The following is a 16,933-nucleotide window of genomic DNA, read 5'->3' on the forward strand; positions in this document are numbered from 1 at the left end:
AGCGGTCAAACAACCCGCCGGTCCGGATCGGCTAGGACGTTGAGTAGTGCATCGAGGACGAGCTTGTCCTCGCCGGGTTGCAGGGTCTGCGGGTTCAGGGCGATCGCGTCGTCCGGCAGGCCGAAGGTTCCGACCGCGACTCGCGGCTCGCCGTCGAACAGTTGCCGAACCACTTCGTCGCGGTCCCTCGTCAACCGCAGTACGGCGCGGCTGTGCGGCTGGCCGGCCTCGCTCGGGTACCCACGCTCCACCACCACGCCCGGCAGACCTTGGAGCCCCGCGATCCAGCCGTCGACCACCCGCTCGTACCCGGCGAGCACCTCGGCCTCGTCCTGCTGCAGGGTCCACTCGACCGCCGCGAGCAGGCCCATCAGCTCCTCCTTCCCGACCTTCATCCCCCGCCCGATCTCGTGCAGGGGAGAACTGTGGGCCCGCACCCGCTCGATCAACCACGACTTCCCCAACACCAATCCGCTGGCTTGCGGCCCGCGCAACCCCTTCCCACCGCTCACGATCACCGCATCCGCGCCGATGTCCCGCGTGAACCGCCACAAGCTGGCCCTCGGCGGAATCTGCGCAGCCGCATCGACCAGCACGGGTACGCCGACCTCGCGCGCAACCCGCACCACGTCCTCGATCGGCAGCGCATCCTTGGCGTAATGCGCTCCCGCCATCCACAGAACGCAGGCGGGACGGCGAGCGAGCGCCGTACGCAACTCGTCCTCGGACGGGCCGACCTCGACGACCCGGGCGCCGATGAAGCGGGCCGAGTAGTCGTAGCCGTTGCGTTGGCTGGTGAACATGACGATCTCGGCGTCAACGGGAAACGCCTGCGACTCGGTCGTGACGCAGGCGGCAACTGTCAGCGTGATGGCGGCAGCTGCACCCGAGGTCACGTATCCCGCCTCGTTGTGCGTGAGCTCGGCCAACCGCTCACCAACCCGCCCGTTCAGCTCGGGCAGGTCGACGAACTGCGCCGCCGCGTCGGCCATCGCCTTCAGTACCGGCGGCGGCATCAGCGAGCCACCCAACACGGTGACCGTCGCGTTCGCGTTGATGACGGGCCGAACGCCCAGCGGACCAGTCATGCGACGAATTTCGACATTGCCGGTACGCCGGACCGCTCGGCCAGCCACGCGTCGAGGAAGTCGTTGTCGGTGCCATCCAAGTGAGTCACCTGGTAGAGCTCGCGATCCGGCAGCGCCGAGAGCAGGGCCGCGCCCCAGTCCTCGTCGTCCAGCGACACCAGCGTGCGACCCGCGACCGCCGGGGCGTGCCGCACAGGATCGAAGTACGAGAGGGTCGTCGACAGTGCCTCGATCGACGAGCCGGAGCGGAGATGGTCGTTCAGCTCCTCGAGCGGGTAGAGGCATGACTTCAGCCGCGCCTCCATCGCGCGATAGAACAGCAGGTCGGTGACCCGAACCGAGCCGAACCCGGGCCGCCGCGCCGCCGTCAGCACCGCCAGGTCGTCCCCGCTCACCGCGAGCCGTGCCGGATCCACCTCCGCCAGGCCCATCAGGAACTCCGCCGCGCGCAGACAGTCCGCCGCGATCCCGCGGTAGATGTACGTCGACGCGTCGTCGATGCCGATGGTCAACAACCCTGGGTACGCCGCCGAGAACCCTTCGTCCGCCAGCCGCTGACCGCGGTGCATCAGGCTCAGGACGATGTACCGGCTCCGGTCGTTCGGGTGCGGGATGTTGTTGACGCTGCCGTAGCGCGGGGTGATGAGCAGCCCGGGGAACGGGCCGTCCCCCTTCGGGATGCTGAGGTTGCCGTAAACGCGGTACGGGCCCGTGCTCGTCAGGCGGACGGTGTAGAAGGTCGCTTCGTCGGTCGTGCGCGCCGGCACCACGTCGAGGACCGGCCGAGCGGGGATCGCCGCGAGTTCGTCGTCCACCGCGGCCCAGTAGCTGTCGAAGGTCATGGGTTCACCGTCCCGGGGTCAGGTGCTCGGCAAGGAAGTTCTCGACGATCCGCATCACGTCCGGAAGTCCGGCGTGGTGCGCGCAGTGCGGGTACGTGTGCAACGTCGTCTCACACGTCAGCACCCGCTCCAACGCGAACCCCGTCTCGGGCGGGCACACGTCGTCCTCCATACCGAGATACAGCAGCGTCGGCGCCTGCACCTTCGGCGCGAAGTTCAGCCCGTCGTAGTAGGCGACCGTCTCCCGCACCCGATCGACGTCCTTCGGGTGAATCCGCAGGTACTCGTTGATCTCCTCGTACGGGTACGACCGGGTCAGCGTCGGCGCCGTCATGATCCCGCACAGGTACGGCGCTCCCGCCGCGACGCACCGAATCGCGTCTGGCATCAGCGCCGCCGTGGAGATCCCGAGTCCACCGCCTTGGCTCGACCCCTGCAGTCCGATCCGCTGATTGTCGACGTCTGGATGAGCCAGCAACACTTCGACCGCGCGGACCACGTCCAGGTAGAACCCGCGGTACCCGTAGGTGTTCGGGTCGACGATGTTGTGCGTCAGCAGGCCCGGATAGCCCGGGTTGAACACGTCGTTCGACCGCAGCTTGCCGCGCGGCGCGACCGCGAGCGCGACGTACCCGAGTTCCGACCACTCCTTCGGGATCGTCGGCTCGGAGATGTAGCCCGGGATCGTGACCAGCGCGGGGAACGGCGCGGGTCCCGAGCGCGGGACCGTCAACCAGCCGGCGATCCGCAGGCCGCCGTAGCTGGTGTAGCGCAGATCGTAGACAAGCACTGTCTCGGTGGAGAGGTTCGGCATCTCGGTGAGCACGGGGTCGAGCGGGTACGACGCGCAGTCGGCCAGGCCGGCCGCCCAGAAGTCGTCGAAATCGGCCGGGAGGTCGACCTCGACCGTCGCGTTCTCGGGGTCTCTCAAGAGCATTCCTTTCACTGGGCAGCAGGATCAGGCGGGTGCGTGCAGCGCGGTGCCGTCGGACGCCGTGAACAGGTGCAGGCGGTCCGGGTTGAAGCCGACGTACACCGAGCTGTCGTGGCCGAGCCGGAACGGGGTCGGGACGCGGGCCTTGATCAGCTCGCCTTCGATCCGCACCGTGACGAGGACGTCCGGGCCGAGCGGTTCGGAGACGAAGACCTTGCCGGGCCGGTAGCCGTCGACCGGGGTGGCCGACAACCGGATGTCCTCGGGCCGGACCCCGAGTACGACGGCACGGTCGTCCGGCGGTGTGAGGTCCGCCGTCGCCAGAGCGCCGGCCGCGAGGGGCTGGGTGAGGGCGGCGGAGCGGAAGCTGCGGACGCCGTGGACGTCCACGAGTTCGCCGGTCACGAAGTTCATCGGCGGTGAGCCCATGAACGACGCGACGAATCGGTTCGCGGGGCGCTCGTAGATCTCCTCGGGCGTCGCGCACTGCTGCACGACGCCGTCGCGCATCACCGCGATCCGGTCCGACATGGTCATCGCCTCGACCTGGTCGTGCGTGACGTAGATGAACGTCCGCGCCACGTCGACGTGCAGCCGTTTGATCTCGGCCCGCATCAGCACCCGCAGCTGGGCATCGAGGTTCGACAACGGTTCGTCGAGCAGGTAGGCACCGGCGTCCCGGACGATCGCCCGGCCGAGCGCGACCCGCTGCCGCTGCCCGCCGGACAGCTCCCGGGGTTTGCGGTCCAGGAGGTCCTCGATGTCCAGGGTCCGCGCGGCCCGCAGTACCTGCTCGTCGATCGTTGCCTTCGGCACGCGCATCATCTTGAGCGCGAATCCGATGTTCTGCCGGACCGTCTTGTGCGGGTAGAGCGCGTAGCTCTGGAACACCATCGACACGTCCCGCTTGTTCGCCGGCAGCCAGCTGACCGGCTTGCCGTCGAAGAAGATGTGCCCCTCGGTCGCGCGCTCGAGCCCGCAGATCATCCGTAGGGTTGTCGACTTCCCACAGCCGGACGGGCCGACCAGCGTGAGGAACTCCTGATCCTCCACGGTGAGGTTCAGATCGTCGACGGCGACCTTGCCGCCGAACGCCTTGCTGACACCTTCCAAACGCACTTCAGCCATCTCGTCAGCCCTTCACGGATCCGGCGGCCATACCCTGCACCAGCTTGCGCTGGAAGAGCAGGGCGAGCAGCAGCGGTGGGACGACCGCGAGCACACCGGCCGCGGCCATCACGGTGAACTGGGTGTTGAAGTCGGTGGCGAAGTTCGCGGCCACCACCGGGATCGTCTTCGCCGCCTTGGTACTGGTCAGGAACAGCGCGAACATGAACTCGTTCCAGGCCGTCATGAACGCGAACACCGCGGCCGCCACCAGCCCCGGCGCCGCGACCGGCAGGAACACCGTCCACATCGTCCGGAACCAGCCGCACCGGTCGACCCGCGCGGCCTCCTCGAGCTCCCGCGGTACGGACCGGAAGAAGTCCTTCAGGATCCAGATCGTGATCGGCAGCGCGAACGTCGTGTACGACAGGATCAGCGCCAGGTAGGTGTCCAGCAGCCCGAACGACCGCATCAGCAGGTAGAACGGGATGATGATCGCGATCCCGGGCACCATCCGGGTGAGCAGGTACAGCAACAGCAGCAGCTGACTCCCGCGGAACTTCAACCGCGAGAACGAGTACGCCGCGAACGTCGCCAGTACCAGGTTCAGGACGGCGGTCGACGATGCCACGATCAGGCTGTTCCGCAGCGAGTACGGTGTCTCCGACACGGCGCGTCCACCGACCAGCTGCTGCGCATCGTTCGGATCCACGAAGCCGAGGTAGTTCTGCAACGTCGGATGCACCGGCACCCAGTGCGGCGGCACCGAGATCGCGTCCACCTCGTGCATGAAACTCATCGCGACGATCCAGTAGAACGGCAACACCAGATACAACGCGAACGCGACCGCCAGCACGTAGAGGACGATCTTCTTCCAGGGAACCCGATACCTCAGGGGAACTTGTACGGTCATGTCTCGAAGTTCCCCTTCCGGTACAGGAGGCCGATGTAGGCCACCGAGATCAGCAGGGTGATGGCGGTGATCACCCACGCGTAGGCGCTGCCCAGACCGACGTCGGTGAGGGTGAGGACGGTCTGTACGTCGAGCAACGCGATCGTGGTCGTGGCATCACCCGGCCCGCCGCCGGTGAGGACGTAGATCGTGTCGAAGGCGCGGAACGCGTTCATCGTCTCGAGGATCAGGACGATCAGCAGCGGGTGCAGCAGCCAGGGCAGTGTGACCTGGGTGAAGCGGCGCCAGGCGCCGGCCCGGTCCACGGTCGCGGCGTCGTACAACTCCGAAGGGATCGTCGACAATCCGGCGAGCAGAATGATGACCGAGAACGGGAGGGTGTTCCAGACCTGCGCGAGCGCGGTGAAGAGGAACGCGCCGGTGCCGGACGTCAGCCAGGCGTGGTAGTTGTCGATCAGCCCGAGTTGCGAGAGCAGACCGTTCAGCGCACCGGTCTTCGCGTCGAAGATGGTGCGCCACATCAGGCCGTTCACCACGCCGGGCATTGCCCAGGGCAACAAAGCGAGACTGAGCAGCAGGCCGCGACCGCGGAACCGCTCGTTCAGCACCAGCGCCAGGATCAGCGCTAGGACGACGGTCAGCCCGAGCACCACGAGCACGAACAGCGCGGACACCTTCAGCGCGGACAGGAACGCGTGGTCCGTGAGCAGCGCCTTGTAGTTGTCGAAGCCGATGAACCTCTTGGCCCGTGGTCGTTTCAGGTTGTTCTTCTGCAGGCTGACATAGAAGGAGTACCCGATCGGATAGGCGACCAGCAGGGCGATCACGACCATCGCCGGGGCGTTCAGCGCCCAGGCTTTGGCGTTGTCGCCCAGCGGCCGGCGTTCGGCGAGGCTGTTGAGCGTCGCCATGCTCAGGAGTACTTCTTCTTCAGCGTGCCGACCGTCTGAGCGAGCGAGTCGACCGCCGCGCCCGGCTGGGTCTGGTTGCTCAGCACGCCCTGGACGACCTTGTGCATCTCGGTCTCGAACTCGGTGTACCAGGGCACACCGAGCACGTTGCGCGGCTTGGCGATCTCCGCGAGATGCGAGTACACGGCCGGGTCGGCGAACTTCTTCAGCGCCGCGGTGACGGCCGGATCGTCGACCATCGACTTGTAGGCGAAACCGAGCCCACGCTGCAGGAACCAGAACTTCGCGGTGTACGGCTGCTTCTTCGCGTCGTACCCGCCGAGGTACGTGAGCAGCTTGAACGCGTTGTCCTTCACCTCGGTGTCCTTGGCCAGGCCGTACATCCGGGTGTTGCTGACCGTGGCGTGCTCCTTGCCGTCCAGGCTCGGGACCAGCGCCATCCGGACCTTGCCCGCGGCCTTGGACTTCGCCGGGTCGTTGTAGTCCCGGCTCGCGTACCGCGCGCCGATCGTGTACGCGTACCGGTTCGCCTTCATCGCGTTGTCGACAGGCACCGGCAACAGTTGCAGTGACGCCGGATCGATCACCTTGGACTTGTTCGCAGCCTGCTGCAGCCAGGCGAACACGTCCTTCGTGACTGTGTCCGACGTGTTCATGATCGGGTTCTGCTGGTCGTCGAACAGGTTCCCGCCGCTGCCGAAGACGAGCGCCCACACCCAGGACCACCAGGTGTCGGACAGCTGCGCGGGCAGACCGATCGGGTACTCCAGCAGACCGGCGTTCTTGATCTTCAACGCCTGCGCCTCGAGCTCCTCGAGACTGGCCGGCGGTTTGGTGATGCCGGCCTTCGCGAGGATTCCGGAGTTGTACGTCAGGCAGTTCGCGTCGGTGTAGTACGGCAGTCCGTACCGCTTGCCGTCGTACGTCATCGCCTCGGCGTTGCCCGGGTAGATCGCGCTGTAGACCTCGTCGACGCCGGGCAGGCCGTCGAGCGGTTGGAGGTACTCGCCCTCGACCCAGGCGGCGAGCGAGTCGTCGTACACGTAGAGCGCGTCCGGTCCGCCGCCGCCGGTGAACTCGGCAACGACCTTCTGGACGTACTGCGCACTCGTGATCGGGGTGTAGTTGACCTTGATGCTGCTGGTCTTGGTGAAGTTGTCGAGATTCTGCTGAACCAGAGCGGCCTCGTAGTCCCAGCCTTCGAACTTCACACTGCCGTCGCCGGACCCTTGGGCGGAGTCGCCCTTCGAGCAGGCGGAAAGCAGCGCAGGCGGGACCAGTCCGAGACCGGTCAGCTTGAGGATGTGGCGGCGGGTGAGCTCCATGGTTGTGCCTCCAACGCTTGGGCGATGCGTAGTCGGTACAGACGCGTCGGGCGTCCTTTGGGATGGTGCTGGGCGGTGCCCTCGACGCTCACCAGGCCGCCTGCGTCGAGAGTGCGGATCAGCCGGCGTCCGCTCTGATCCGTGATGCCGAGATGACCGGCAAGCTCCCCAGGCGAGAGCGTGCGGCCTTGCAGTTCCTGGTCCAGCGCGGCCAGCCGCGAGACGGTGGTGGCGCTCAGACCGACGTACTTCGCGAGCTGTTCGACGCCGTCGCCGTGCTCGCGATACGAGAACCGGAGCGCCTCACCGGCCGGACCCATCGGGCCGATCACGACGCCGCTGTCCTCGAACAGGTACGCGCACGGTTCGTCGGAGAGCTCGGCCCGGGCCGCGGCCTGCTCCGCGAGCAGCACGCAGTTGCGCGCCGACACCCCGACCCCGAAACCCGCCGAGACCTGGGCACCGAGCGCCGCGGCAGCCTCGGCCAGCGCGGGTACGGCGACCCAGTTGCGGGTGATGCGTTCGAACAACGCCTTGTGGGCGAAGACGACCACACCGCGGCGCCCGCGGTTCTCGATCCAGGCGCCGGCGAACTCGGGGGTGTTCAGCAGGTGGTTCATCAGGCCGATCCGGGCGCGGTCGGAGTCCACGGTCTGCGAGATCAGGAACACGCCGGCGGCGAAGCGTTGCGCACTGGCCCGCTCGGACTCGATCCGGAGCGCGAGCTCGTGCAGCTCGGTGCGGATCGTGGCCGGCACCGGCATCCCGCTGATGATCGGGATCTGCCCGGCGAGCTGGTCCCGTACGGCGGCGCGCACGCTGATCACGTAGCTGCGCTCACCGAACCGCTGGAACGCCGCCCGGTGGAACTCGACGATCTCGTCGACACTCTGGGTCGGTGCGTAGGGCAAGCAGGCGATCTGGTCCTGATCGAGGTCCAGCGCGGTGGCTACCGCCTCGACCGCTTCGGCGGGGAACGTGTCGATGCTGACCGGCGTCCGGCCCCAGCCGCGTTCCTGGGCGCGGTAGAGCGCGAGCGTCAGGTCGAGCGCCGACGAGCGGATCACGCCGACCGGCAGCCCGGGCGGCAGCAGTTCGCGGCTCGCCGTGTACGGCACCGGACCGGCGAGGAAGCCGTCGAGCCGCGTCGTACTCAGGAACTCCGCGACCTTGTCGCGGACCTCGTCCTCGTGGTCGTAACTGACCCACTCGAGATCCACACCGCGGAGCGTCCGCGCGGCGTCGTGGAACAGCTCGTGGTGGGTCACGTGGGTGACGACCCCGATCACGATGTCCACGGGCACTCCTTTGACGAACCATGTTCGGCTGTATGCATTTACGAACTACGTTCGGAAGTGACGCGTAAATCCAATGCCGTCAAAGGTCCCCGAAAACAAGCGTTCGGGTCAAGGGATCGTGCGGGTTTTGTTCAAGAACCCGAGGGCCCGCCGCTCCTAGGGTCTGAGCCATGCCGGACAACGGAGCAGTTCTCGTCACCGGCGGCGTGGGTGCGATCGGCGCCCAGACCGCCAAGGCCCTCGCCGACCTCGGCCGCGCGGTCGTCGTCACCTCGCACCGCCGCGCCGACGTCCCGTCCTTCCTGGCCGGCCGCGTCACCGTCGAACCGCTCGACACCACCGACGCCGCCGCTTTCCTTGCGCTCGGCAATCGTCATCGGATCACCGACCTCGTGCACCTGGCCGGCAGCATCCCGGCCGACGACCCGGTCGCGTTCTTCCGCAACGACCTCGCCGGTCTCCTGAACGCGCTGGACGCCGCCCGAACGTGGGGCGTCCGCCGGTTCGCCGTCGCCAGCAGCATCGGCAACTACATCGGCCGGCCGGAGATCCCGTGGCACGAGGAGCTCGCGATCCCCGCCACCGACGTACCGATGGCGATCATCGCGCTGAATAAGGCTGTCGAACCGCTCACGACGCACAGCCTGCAGGGCACGGGCATCCAGCCGATCCTGCTGCGCATCGGCTCCGTGTGGGGCCCGCTGATGGACCCGGAATCCCCGTTCAACCAGATGCCGCCGTACATCAGCGCGGTACTGCGTGGTGAGACGCCGAAACCCTTGTACGCCGACGACGGTGGCGACTCGTGTTACGCGGCGGACGCAGGTCGCGCGATCGCGCTGCTGACCGTCGCGGAGGATCTCCCGCACACGATCTACAACGTGTCGAGCGGCCGCCCGGTCTACAACCACGAGTTGGTCGAGGCAGTCCGCGCACTCAGGCCCGACGCGCAGCTCGACCTCCTCCCTGGCCGCGCCGACGGCCCCGGCGAGGACCCGTACCTCGACATCACCCGCCTGACGAACGACACCGGCTTCACCCCGCAGTACGACCCGGCCAAGGCCGTCGCCGACTACGTCGCTTGGCGCGCAGACAACGCCCGCTGACGGTGTCGAAATTCGGGCAGCTCGTCCGACGCAGTGATGAGCAACCAACCCGAAGGAGACACACATCATGACCAGCACCGCCGACCGGTCCGGGCGCAAGGTGATCGCGGGGTACTTCGTCTCGCTCGACGGAGTCGCCGAGGCCGCCGACCATTTCATCACCGCGTGGGACGACGCGATGGATGCCGCCGGTGCCCGGCTGATCGCGAACCAGGACACGGTTATCCTCGGTCGCCGGACATACGACGAGTGGGCCGGCTACTGGCCGACGAGCGACGTCGAGCCGTTCGCGTCCTTCGTCAACGCCGCGCCGAAGTACGTCGCGACGTCGAAGCCGCTGGACGGCGCGTGGGCCAACTCGCACGTGATCGAGGGTGATCTCGTCGAGTTCGTCCGCGACCTCAAGGCCCGGCCGGGCGGCGACATCGGCGTCCACGGCAGCATCTCCATCACCCGCGCCCTGCTGACCGCCGGCCTCGTCGACGAACTGCACCTCGTCGTCGCGCCGACGATCGTCGGCAAGGGCAAACAACTCCTCGCCGACCTCCCCGCCATCCACCTCGAGTCCACCGGCGGCACCATCTCCCCCACCGGCCACCTCCTCGCCGCCTACCGCGTCTGTACTAGATAACGCGTCTCCGCTCCGGTTGGATGGTGGGGTGGAGCTTATTGTTCTGTGCGGGACGTCGTTCTCCGGCAAGAGCACGGTGGCGCGGGCACTGGCGCCGCTGGTGCCCGCGAGCATCGTCAGCCTCGATGAGATCAACGAACGCCGCGGTCTGTGGGGCGGCGACGGGATCCCGCTGGAGGAATGGCTGCGGACCCACCAGTTCGCGTCCGACGAGGTGCGCGCGCTGCTAGCCGGTGGTACGTCGGTGATCGTCGACGACACCAGCTCGCCGCGCTTCCTCCGCGATGGGTGGCGAGTGTTGGCTCAGCAGGCTGGGGCTCGGTTCACGCTCGTGTACGTCGACGTGGATCACGCGACTGTCCGTCGCCGACGCGCGGCCAATCAGGCGGATCCGCAGCGACGCGATGTCTCGGATGCCATCCTGAACCAGCATCTCGCCGACTTCGAAGCGCCTGCCCCGGACGAGTACGCCGTACGGATCGGGGCTGCTGACGACGTGCAGGATGCGCTCAGGGGTGCAGGGTGGGGCGGTAGGTGAGCTCTACGGTGTTGCCGTCGAGGATGTGGGACTCGAGGAGTTCCAGGTCGAAATCGGCGGCGTTGTGGAAGATCGGGTCGGCGCCGGTCTTCCCGCTGATCACCGGGAAGACGGTCACCTGGACGAGGTCGACCAGGCCGGCGGCCATCAGTGAGCGGTTGAGTGCGACGCTGCCGTGGGAGCGCAGCGGTACGTCGGACTCTTCCTTGAGCCGGGCAACGACCTCAACGGCGTCGCCGGGGACGAGGGTCGCGTTCTTCCACTGCAGCGGGCCTTCGAGCGTGTTCGACACCACGGTCGTGGGGACGGTGAACATCCGCCGGTTCACCGGATCGTCGACGGTGGACTCGTCCGCGTTCGGCCCGAGGATCTCGACGAACTGCCGGTAGGTGTTGGCGCCGAGCACGACCCGCTGCGCCGCGCTGACCTGCGCGAGCCGACGCTCCAGGAACTCGGGGCCTTGCTTGCCCCAGTACCCACCCCAGTCCCCGTTCTCGTCGTACGACCCGAAGCCGTCGAGCGTGCAGAAGATGTCGAACGTGTACGTCGCGGTCATGATGCTCTCCTCGGTACGTCGTGGTGTCCTAACACCCCTCCTACGAACGAGCCAAGCCCAATCCGACAAAGCCGAGCCGAGTACCCACCAGCTCTCCATCCCGCCACGATCGGCCGAGCGCACGCGCGACGGGTCATCCCCTGGCGTTAGGGGTTCTCTGCTCTCATATCAGCGAAGAACCCCCAACGCCGAGGGATAACCCCACCCGGCAGCCCAGGCAGCGCGACCCGACCCGACCCGACCCGAGCCGAGCCGAGCCGGCCGACCACCCCGGCGACGGAAGCCGGGCGGCGGAAGCGGCGGGGCGGCGACGGCCGGGGTGTGGACAGGTTGTGGTGGGTGGGGACCTGAAATAACAGGTGCCCAGGCACCGGTTGCTGTGCAAGGCCACGTGAACTGCACCGGCGGAGACCATCTGCGGTGCCGCGGCAGCCCGGGCCGGCCGACCACCCCGGCGACAGAAGCGGCGGGTCGATGGAAGCGGCGGGCAACGGAAGCGGCAGGGCGGCGGGGCGGCGGACGCGGCGGACGCGGCGGACGCGGCGGGGCGGGGACGGCCGGGGGCGTGGACAGGTTGTAGTGGGTGGGGACCTGAAATAGCAGGTGCCCGGGCACCGGTTGCTGTGCAAGGCCACGTGAACTGCACCGGCGGAGGCCATCTGCGGTGCCGCGGCAGCCCGGGCCGGCCGACCACCCCGGCGACCGAAGCGAAGGGTCGACGGAAGCGGCGGGCAACGGAAGCGGCGGAGCGGCGGACGCGGCGGGGCGACGGAAGCGGCGGGGCGACGGAAGCGGCGGGAGTGGCGGGAGTGGGGGCGGCGGGGTGGGTTAGCCGCCGGAGACGCCGATTTCGGCGTCGGCGAGGTCTGCGGTTAGGCCGTCGGTGTCGTCGAGCCAGCCGTGCGGCAGCACGATGTGATCGCGCGGGCTGCCCTGCCGGCCTCGCGGCGCGCCCAGCTCGGCGACCGGGAACGGCACCGACGGGTCGAGCTCGGACAGCAGCTCGTCCAAGCGGGCCAGCGAGTCGACCATGCCCAGCGCGGCGCGCAGCTCGCCACCGGCCGGGAAACCTTTCAGGTACCAAGGCACGTGCTTGCGGAAGTCGCGCAGCCCGCGCTGCTCCCCCATCAGGTCCGCGAGCAGCTCGCCGTGCCGCCGCATCACGACCGCGACCTCGCCCAGCGTCGGCAGGTTCAGCGCCTCGCCACCGGCGAACGCGACGGCCAGATCGCGGAACAGCCACGGCCGCCCGAGACACCCGCGGCCGACGATCACGCCCGCGCAGCCCGTCTCGGCGACCATCCGCAGCGCGTCGCCGGCCTCCCAGATGTCGCCGTTGCCGAGCACCGGGATGTTCACGTGCCGCACGAGTTCGGCGATCTTCGTCCAGTCTGCCTGACCCGAGTACGCCTGCGCCGCCGTACGCCCGTGCAAACCGATCGCGGCGGCACCGGACTCCTCCGCGATCCGGCCCGCGTCGAGGTACGTCTGGTGGTCGAGGTCGATCCCGATCCGGGTCTTCATCGTCACCGGGATGCCGTACGGCGTGGCCGCCTGCACCGCCGCGCGCAGGATCGCGCCGAGCAGGTTCCGCTTCCAGGGCAGTGCGGCGCCACCGCCCTTGCGGGTCACCTTCGGGACCGGGCAGCCGAAGTTCAGGTCGATGTGCGCGACGCCGTACTCGTCGCAGAGGATCTGCACCGCGCGCCCGATGTAGAAGGGATCAACGCCGTACAGCTGCACGGACCGCACGGTCTCGCGGGAGTCGAACGTCAGCATGTCGAGCGACTTCTGGTCACGCTCGACGATGCCTCGGGAGGTGATCATCTCGCAGACGTACAGCCCGGCGCCTTGCTCGGCGCAGAGCCGCCGGTACGCCGCGTTCGTGATGCCCGCCATCGGCGCCAGCACCACCGGCGTGTCGATCGTCAGGTTGCCGAGCTTCAGCATCGTCAGGCCTTCGCCACCAGGACCCGGCCGTCGCCGGAAACCTGTGCTTCGTAAGGCTGTACGGCGTTCCCGGTCGTCGTCACGTCACACGCGATCGGCTCGCCGGAATGCTTGACCACGGCAACATCGTCCATCGTGCACGTCACCTTCGCGGCGTCGTTGACGTTCCGCAGCACGGCGTCGACGACCTTCGCCTTCACGATCGCGACCGACTGCGAGGTGAACTTGTACGACGCCGAGTACTGCTTCGCGTCGACCGTCAGCGTGCCCGTGTAGGACTTCCCGGCGTACGTCACGGTGCAGGTCAGCTCGTGCTCGCCGGCAGTCTCGACCTTGTCCATACCCGGGCACTTCACGGTCGTGGTGGCCGCCTTGCCGGCCGCGATCTGCGCCTGCTTGGAGATCGCGAACGTGATCCGTTCGGCGAGCGGCGCGTCGTCGGCCGGCGCACCGGTGACCTTGGGCGTCGGCCACGGCGTGGACGGCGTCGGCAGCGCGGTGAGCGTCGGCGTGGACGCGGTCGGGATCGGCGCGCTCGACGGCGACGTGCTGGACGCCGGCGCCGAGGTGGCCGGCGAGGAACCGGCATCCGGCTTGGTGTCCGAGCAGGAGGACAACGCGAACACGGCCACGGCGGACAGCCCGAACACGACTGCCCCGAACCGGACCCGACCCCGCAGCAGCGTCATCGTCAGCAACCCACCAGGCGCTGGGCGAGATAGCCGGTGACCTCGGTCAGGGCGACCCGCTCCTGCTTCATCGAGTCCCGCTCCCGGATCGTCACGGCCTGGTCGTCGAGGCTGTCGAAGTCGACCGTGATGCAGTACGGCGTCCCGATCTCGTCCTGCCGGCGGTAGCGGCGGCCGATCGCACCGGCGTCGTCGAAGTCGACGTTCCAGCTCTGCCGCAGCTCGGCGGCGAGGTCACGGGCCTTGGGCGACAGGTCCGCGTTCCGCGACAACGGCAGTACGGCGGCCTTCACCGGCGCGAGCCGCGGGTCGAAGCGCAGTACCGTCCGCTTGTCGACACCGCCCTTCGCGTTCGGCGCCTCGTCCTCGGTGTACGCGTCCAACAGGAACGCGAGCACGTTGCGGGTCAGGCCGGCCGCGGGCTCGATGACGTACGGCGTCCAGCGCTCGCCCTTCTCCTGGTCGAAGTACGACAGGTCGGCGCCGGAGTGCTTGGAGTGCGTCGTCAGGTCGAAATCGGTGCGGTTCGCGATGCCCTCGAGCTCGTCGAACTCCTTGCCACCGAAGTTGAACCGGTACTCGATGTCGACGGTGCGCTTCGAATAGTGGCTGAGCTTCTCCTTCGGGTGCTCGTAGAAGCGCATGTTGTCGGGGTTCAGCCCGAGGCCGGTGTACCAGTCCCAGCGGGCCTTCAGCCAGTACTCGTGCCAGTCCTCGTCGGAGCCGGGCTCGACGAAGAACTCCATCTCCATCTGCTCGAACTCGCGGGTCCGGAAGATGAAGTTGCCCGGGGTGATCTCGTTGCGGAAGCTCTTGCCGACCTGGGCGATGCCGAACGGCGGCTTCTTCCGGGCGGTGCCCATCACGTTCGCGAAGTTGATGAAGATCCCCTGCGCGGTCTCCGGGCGGAGGTAGTGCAGACCCTCCTCGGACTCGACCGGGCCGAGGTAGGTCTTCAGCAGGCCGTTGAACATCTTCGGCTCGGTGAAGGTGCCCTTGTTACCGCAGTTCGGGCAGGCGATCTCGGCCAGCTTGACGTCGTCGGCGTCCTTGCCCTTGCGGCGCGCGAAGTCCTCGCGGAGGTGGTCGTCGCGGAACCGCTTGTGACAGGACTGGCACTCGGTCAGCGGGTCGACGAACTCGGCCAGGTGGCCGGAGGCCTCCCAGACCTGGGTCGGCAGGATCACCGAGGAGTCCAGGCCGACGATGTCGTCGCGACCGGTCACCATCGTCCGCCACCACTGGGTACGGACGTTGTTCTTCAGTTCGACACCGAGCGGTCCGTAGTCCCACGCCGACTTGGTACCGCCGTAGATCTCGCCGCACGGGTACACAAAGCCTCTCCGCTTACTGAGGCTGACGACGGCATCCACGGTTTCCACGGGCACTTTCGACTCCAGAACGGGCACAGTTGGCGTACAGAGAGGGTACGGACGGGATACGGACAGGTACGGAAGGGACCAGGCTATCGGTCCGGGGCTGCACCCATCGAATCCGTGCTAAGGAAGCAACTCTTCGTAGGCCGTCGGCTCGTCGAGCGCCTCCGACAGCAGCGGGACCGCCACCATCTTCACCTCGAACGGCGACAGCGCCCGCCGGTAGCTCCCGACGTTCTCGAACTCGAGGTTCAGCGCCAGCAACTCGGGGTCGTCGACGTTCCGGCCGACCCGCGCCGCCACGAACCCCTTCTGCTTCGCCAGTACCTCCACCGCGGCCCGGACCCGCTCCCCGAACTCACCTTGCCCGGCCACCCCGACACGAAACCTGATCACCACGAACACCCGGCTCACCTTACGGGACGCGCACGGCTCCCGATCAGCACTTCCCCCCGGAAGGACCGCCGCCGCACAGTGGCAGTAGGCCCGATCGGGGCGGGGCGTCTGGGGGTGCAGGGAATTCCGGCAAGGAGGGGCGAGATGACCACGACCGACATCGGCAAGGCCGACCCCGCGGCGGCAGAGGAACTGCTCGGACGGTTGTTCGGAGCGGCGCTCGGCGCGGCGGAGCTGTTCACGATCCACCTCGGCGACGCGCACGGGCTCTACCGCGCGATCGCCGAGAGCGGTCCGATCACGGCGAAGGACCTCGCGGAGCGGACCGGCGTCGATCATCGGTACCTCGTCGAATGGCTGCAGTCACAGGCGATCAGCGGCCTGCTGACGATCGACGGTACGGAGGTCTGGACGGACCGGTTCGACCTCGCGCCGGGTGTTCGCGAGGCGCTGCTCGAGCCCACGAGTCCGTTCTACGCGGGCGGTCTGGCGGCGATCGTCCCCGCGGTCGGCCGTGCGTTCCCCCAGATCGTCGACGCGTTCCGGACCGGCGCCGGCGTGGCGTATGCGGCGTACGGCGAGGAGGCGGTCGAGGCGCAGGAGGCCCTGAACCGGCCCGCCTACGTGAACTCGCTGGTGACCGAGTGGATCCCGAACGTGCCCGGACTGCACGAGCTGCTGAGCAAGGGCGCGCGGGTCGCTGACCTCGGTACCGGAGCGGGCTGGTCGGCGATCGAACTCGCCAAGGCGTACCAGGACGTGCGGGTGGACGGGTACGACAACGACGAGGACTCGATCAACAGGGCGCGGCGGAACGCAGCTGAACAAGGCGTCGCGGATCGGGTCGCCTTCGACGTCCGCGACATCACCGACGTCACGGCCGACGGGACGCGGTACGACCTGGTGACGTTCTTCGAGTGTCTGCACGACTTCGCGCACCCGGTCGAGGCACTGGTCGCCGCACGAACCGCACTGGCGCCAGGCGGTTCCGTGGTCGTGATGGACGAGCGCGCGGACGACGTACTCACCGCACCCGGTGACGAGGTGCAGCGGTTCCTCGGCGCGGCCAGTGCGATCTGGTGTACGCCGCAGGGCCGGGTGGACTCCGACTCGGACGTCGTCGGCGCGATCATGCGCCCGGACAAGCTCCGGCACCTGGCCGGTCACGCCGGGTTCGGACAGGTCGACGTACTGCCGATCGAGCATCCGTTCTGGCGCTTCTACCGGCTGGTCCCCTGACACCCCCTTGATCAGGGCGGCGCTGGGGGTTCGT

General features: G+C 68.1%; 17 protein-coding genes. 4 read left to right on the plus strand and 13 right to left on the minus strand.

The features are described from left to right. Positions 1 to 5: 5 nt before the first annotated feature. From ACFYRH_RS36710 to ACFYRH_RS36745, 8 genes are read right to left on the minus strand one after another with little or no spacing between them, the layout of a single operon-like run. Positions 6 to 1,088, minus strand: coding sequence for an aminotransferase class V-fold PLP-dependent enzyme (locus ACFYRH_RS36710; RefSeq protein WP_387784748.1), 1,083 nt, complete (start codon positions 1,086 to 1,088; stop codon positions 6 to 8). Beyond that, positions 1,085 to 1,930 carry an acetylxylan esterase gene (locus ACFYRH_RS36715; RefSeq protein ID WP_387784750.1) on the minus strand — a complete coding sequence of 282 codons (846 nt, stop codon included), beginning with the start codon at positions 1,928 to 1,930 and terminating at the stop codon, positions 1,085 to 1,087. The genes ACFYRH_RS36710 and ACFYRH_RS36715 overlap by 4 nt, the downstream gene beginning before the upstream one ends. A 4-nt stretch (positions 1,931 to 1,934) precedes the next feature. Then, positions 1,935 to 2,861 carry an acetylxylan esterase gene (locus ACFYRH_RS36720; RefSeq protein WP_387784752.1) on the minus strand — a complete coding sequence of 309 codons (927 nt, stop codon included), beginning with the start codon at positions 2,859 to 2,861 and terminating at the stop codon, positions 1,935 to 1,937. 27 nt (positions 2,862 to 2,888) lie between these two features. Beyond that, positions 2,889 to 3,992 (minus strand): ABC transporter ATP-binding protein, encoded by a 1,104-nt coding sequence (locus tag ACFYRH_RS36725; protein ID WP_387784753.1) that lies wholly within the window; start codon positions 3,990 to 3,992, stop codon positions 2,889 to 2,891. Positions 3,993 to 3,996: 4 nt separating this feature from the next. Continuing rightward, complete coding sequence (locus ACFYRH_RS36730; RefSeq protein ID WP_387784754.1) at positions 3,997 to 4,884, minus strand: carbohydrate ABC transporter permease; 888 nt, start codon at positions 4,882 to 4,884, stop codon at positions 3,997 to 3,999. Next, complete coding sequence (locus ACFYRH_RS36735; protein WP_387784756.1) at positions 4,881 to 5,795, minus strand: carbohydrate ABC transporter permease; 915 nt, start codon at positions 5,793 to 5,795, stop codon at positions 4,881 to 4,883. The genes ACFYRH_RS36730 and ACFYRH_RS36735 overlap by 4 nt, the downstream gene beginning before the upstream one ends. Positions 5,796 to 5,797: 2 nt before the next feature. Further along, on the minus strand, positions 5,798 to 7,120 hold the full coding sequence (locus ACFYRH_RS36740; protein WP_387784758.1) for an extracellular solute-binding protein: 1,323 nt from the start codon (positions 7,118 to 7,120) through the stop codon (positions 5,798 to 5,800). Further along, positions 7,087 to 8,418, minus strand: a complete 1,332-nt coding sequence (locus ACFYRH_RS36745) for a hypothetical protein (RefSeq protein WP_387784759.1) — start codon at positions 8,416 to 8,418, stop codon at positions 7,087 to 7,089. Before ACFYRH_RS36745 ends, ACFYRH_RS36740 begins: the two co-directional genes overlap by 34 nt. Positions 8,419 to 8,588: 170 nt before the next feature. On the opposite strand from ACFYRH_RS36745, the gene ACFYRH_RS36750 reads away from it, so the two are divergent. The 3 genes from ACFYRH_RS36750 to ACFYRH_RS36760 all read left to right on the plus strand — a co-directional run bounded on the left by ACFYRH_RS36750 (position 8,589) and on the right by ACFYRH_RS36760 (position 10,693). Beyond that, a complete protein-coding gene (locus tag ACFYRH_RS36750; protein ID WP_387784761.1) occupies positions 8,589 to 9,524 on the plus strand; it encodes an NAD-dependent epimerase/dehydratase family protein in 936 nt (311 codons plus the stop codon). 67 nt (positions 9,525 to 9,591) lie between these two features. Beyond that, positions 9,592 to 10,155, plus strand: coding sequence for a dihydrofolate reductase family protein (locus tag ACFYRH_RS36755; RefSeq protein ID WP_387784763.1), 564 nt, complete (start codon positions 9,592 to 9,594; stop codon positions 10,153 to 10,155). 28 nt (positions 10,156 to 10,183) lie between these two features. Then, the gene (locus ACFYRH_RS36760; protein ID WP_387784765.1) at positions 10,184 to 10,693 is read left to right on the plus strand and encodes an AAA family ATPase; all 510 of its coding nucleotides are present in this window, start codon (positions 10,184 to 10,186) and stop codon (positions 10,691 to 10,693) included. On the opposite strand, the gene ACFYRH_RS36765 is transcribed toward ACFYRH_RS36760, so the two are convergent. From ACFYRH_RS36765 to ACFYRH_RS36785, 5 genes are all read right to left on the minus strand, one after another. Beyond that, positions 10,665 to 11,249, minus strand: a complete 585-nt coding sequence (locus ACFYRH_RS36765; protein ID WP_387784767.1) for a dihydrofolate reductase family protein — start codon at positions 11,247 to 11,249, stop codon at positions 10,665 to 10,667. The genes ACFYRH_RS36760 and ACFYRH_RS36765 overlap by 29 nt on opposite strands. 828 nt (positions 11,250 to 12,077) lie before the next feature. Further along, complete coding sequence (gene dusB, locus ACFYRH_RS36770; RefSeq protein WP_387784769.1) at positions 12,078 to 13,199, minus strand: tRNA dihydrouridine synthase DusB; 1,122 nt, start codon at positions 13,197 to 13,199, stop codon at positions 12,078 to 12,080. A gap of 2 nt (positions 13,200 to 13,201) precedes the next feature. After that, complete coding sequence (locus ACFYRH_RS36775) at positions 13,202 to 13,888, minus strand: hypothetical protein (RefSeq protein WP_387784771.1); 687 nt, start codon at positions 13,886 to 13,888, stop codon at positions 13,202 to 13,204. Between the two features lie 2 nt (positions 13,889 to 13,890). Next, complete coding sequence (locus ACFYRH_RS36780; RefSeq protein WP_387784772.1) at positions 13,891 to 15,276, minus strand: glycine--tRNA ligase; 1,386 nt, start codon at positions 15,274 to 15,276, stop codon at positions 13,891 to 13,893. Positions 15,277 to 15,387: 111 nt separating this feature from the next. Continuing rightward, positions 15,388 to 15,660: an antibiotic biosynthesis monooxygenase family protein gene (locus ACFYRH_RS36785; RefSeq protein WP_387784774.1), complete on the minus strand. Its 273-nt coding sequence runs from the start codon at positions 15,658 to 15,660 to the stop codon at positions 15,388 to 15,390. A 144-nt stretch (positions 15,661 to 15,804) separates the two neighbouring features. On the opposite strand from ACFYRH_RS36785, the gene ACFYRH_RS36790 reads away from it, so the two are divergent. Continuing rightward, complete coding sequence (locus tag ACFYRH_RS36790; protein ID WP_387784776.1) at positions 15,805 to 16,899, plus strand: class I SAM-dependent methyltransferase; 1,095 nt, start codon at positions 15,805 to 15,807, stop codon at positions 16,897 to 16,899. The last annotated feature ends 34 nt before the right edge of the window (positions 16,900 to 16,933 follow it).

It is taken from the genome of Kribbella sp. NPDC004875 (assembly GCF_042873375.1).
Taxonomy (GTDB): Bacteria; Actinomycetota; Actinomycetes; order Propionibacteriales; family Kribbellaceae; genus Kribbella.

Bases quoted from the DNA above. Each gene is read 5' to 3' on its own strand.
- dusB (WP_387784769.1), bottom strand. From the start codon at position 13,199: ATGCTGAAGCTCGGCAACCTGACGATCGACACGCCGGTGGTGCTGGCG.
- ACFYRH_RS36710 (WP_387784748.1), bottom strand. From the start codon at position 1,088: ATGACTGGTCCGCTGGGCGTTCGGCCCGTCATCAACGCGAACGCGACG.
- ACFYRH_RS36750 (WP_387784761.1), top strand. From the start codon at position 8,589: ATGCCGGACAACGGAGCAGTTCTCGTCACCGGCGGCGTGGGTGCGATC.
- ACFYRH_RS36755 (WP_387784763.1), top strand. From the start codon at position 9,592: ATGACCAGCACCGCCGACCGGTCCGGGCGCAAGGTGATCGCGGGGTAC.
- ACFYRH_RS36725 (WP_387784753.1), bottom strand. From the start codon at position 3,992: ATGGCTGAAGTGCGTTTGGAAGGTGTCAGCAAGGCGTTCGGCGGCAAG.
- ACFYRH_RS36765 (WP_387784767.1), bottom strand. From the start codon at position 11,249: ATGACCGCGACGTACACGTTCGACATCTTCTGCACGCTCGACGGCTTC.
- ACFYRH_RS36730 (WP_387784754.1), bottom strand. From the start codon at position 4,884: ATGACCGTACAAGTTCCCCTGAGGTATCGGGTTCCCTGGAAGAAGATC.
- ACFYRH_RS36790 (WP_387784776.1), top strand. From the start codon at position 15,805: ATGACCACGACCGACATCGGCAAGGCCGACCCCGCGGCGGCAGAGGAA.
- ACFYRH_RS36715 (WP_387784750.1), bottom strand. From the start codon at position 1,930: ATGACCTTCGACAGCTACTGGGCCGCGGTGGACGACGAACTCGCGGCG.
- ACFYRH_RS36735 (WP_387784756.1), bottom strand. From the start codon at position 5,795: ATGGCGACGCTCAACAGCCTCGCCGAACGCCGGCCGCTGGGCGACAAC.
- ACFYRH_RS36775 (WP_387784771.1), bottom strand. From the start codon at position 13,888: ATGACGCTGCTGCGGGGTCGGGTCCGGTTCGGGGCAGTCGTGTTCGGG.
- ACFYRH_RS36740 (WP_387784758.1), bottom strand. From the start codon at position 7,120: ATGGAGCTCACCCGCCGCCACATCCTCAAGCTGACCGGTCTCGGACTG.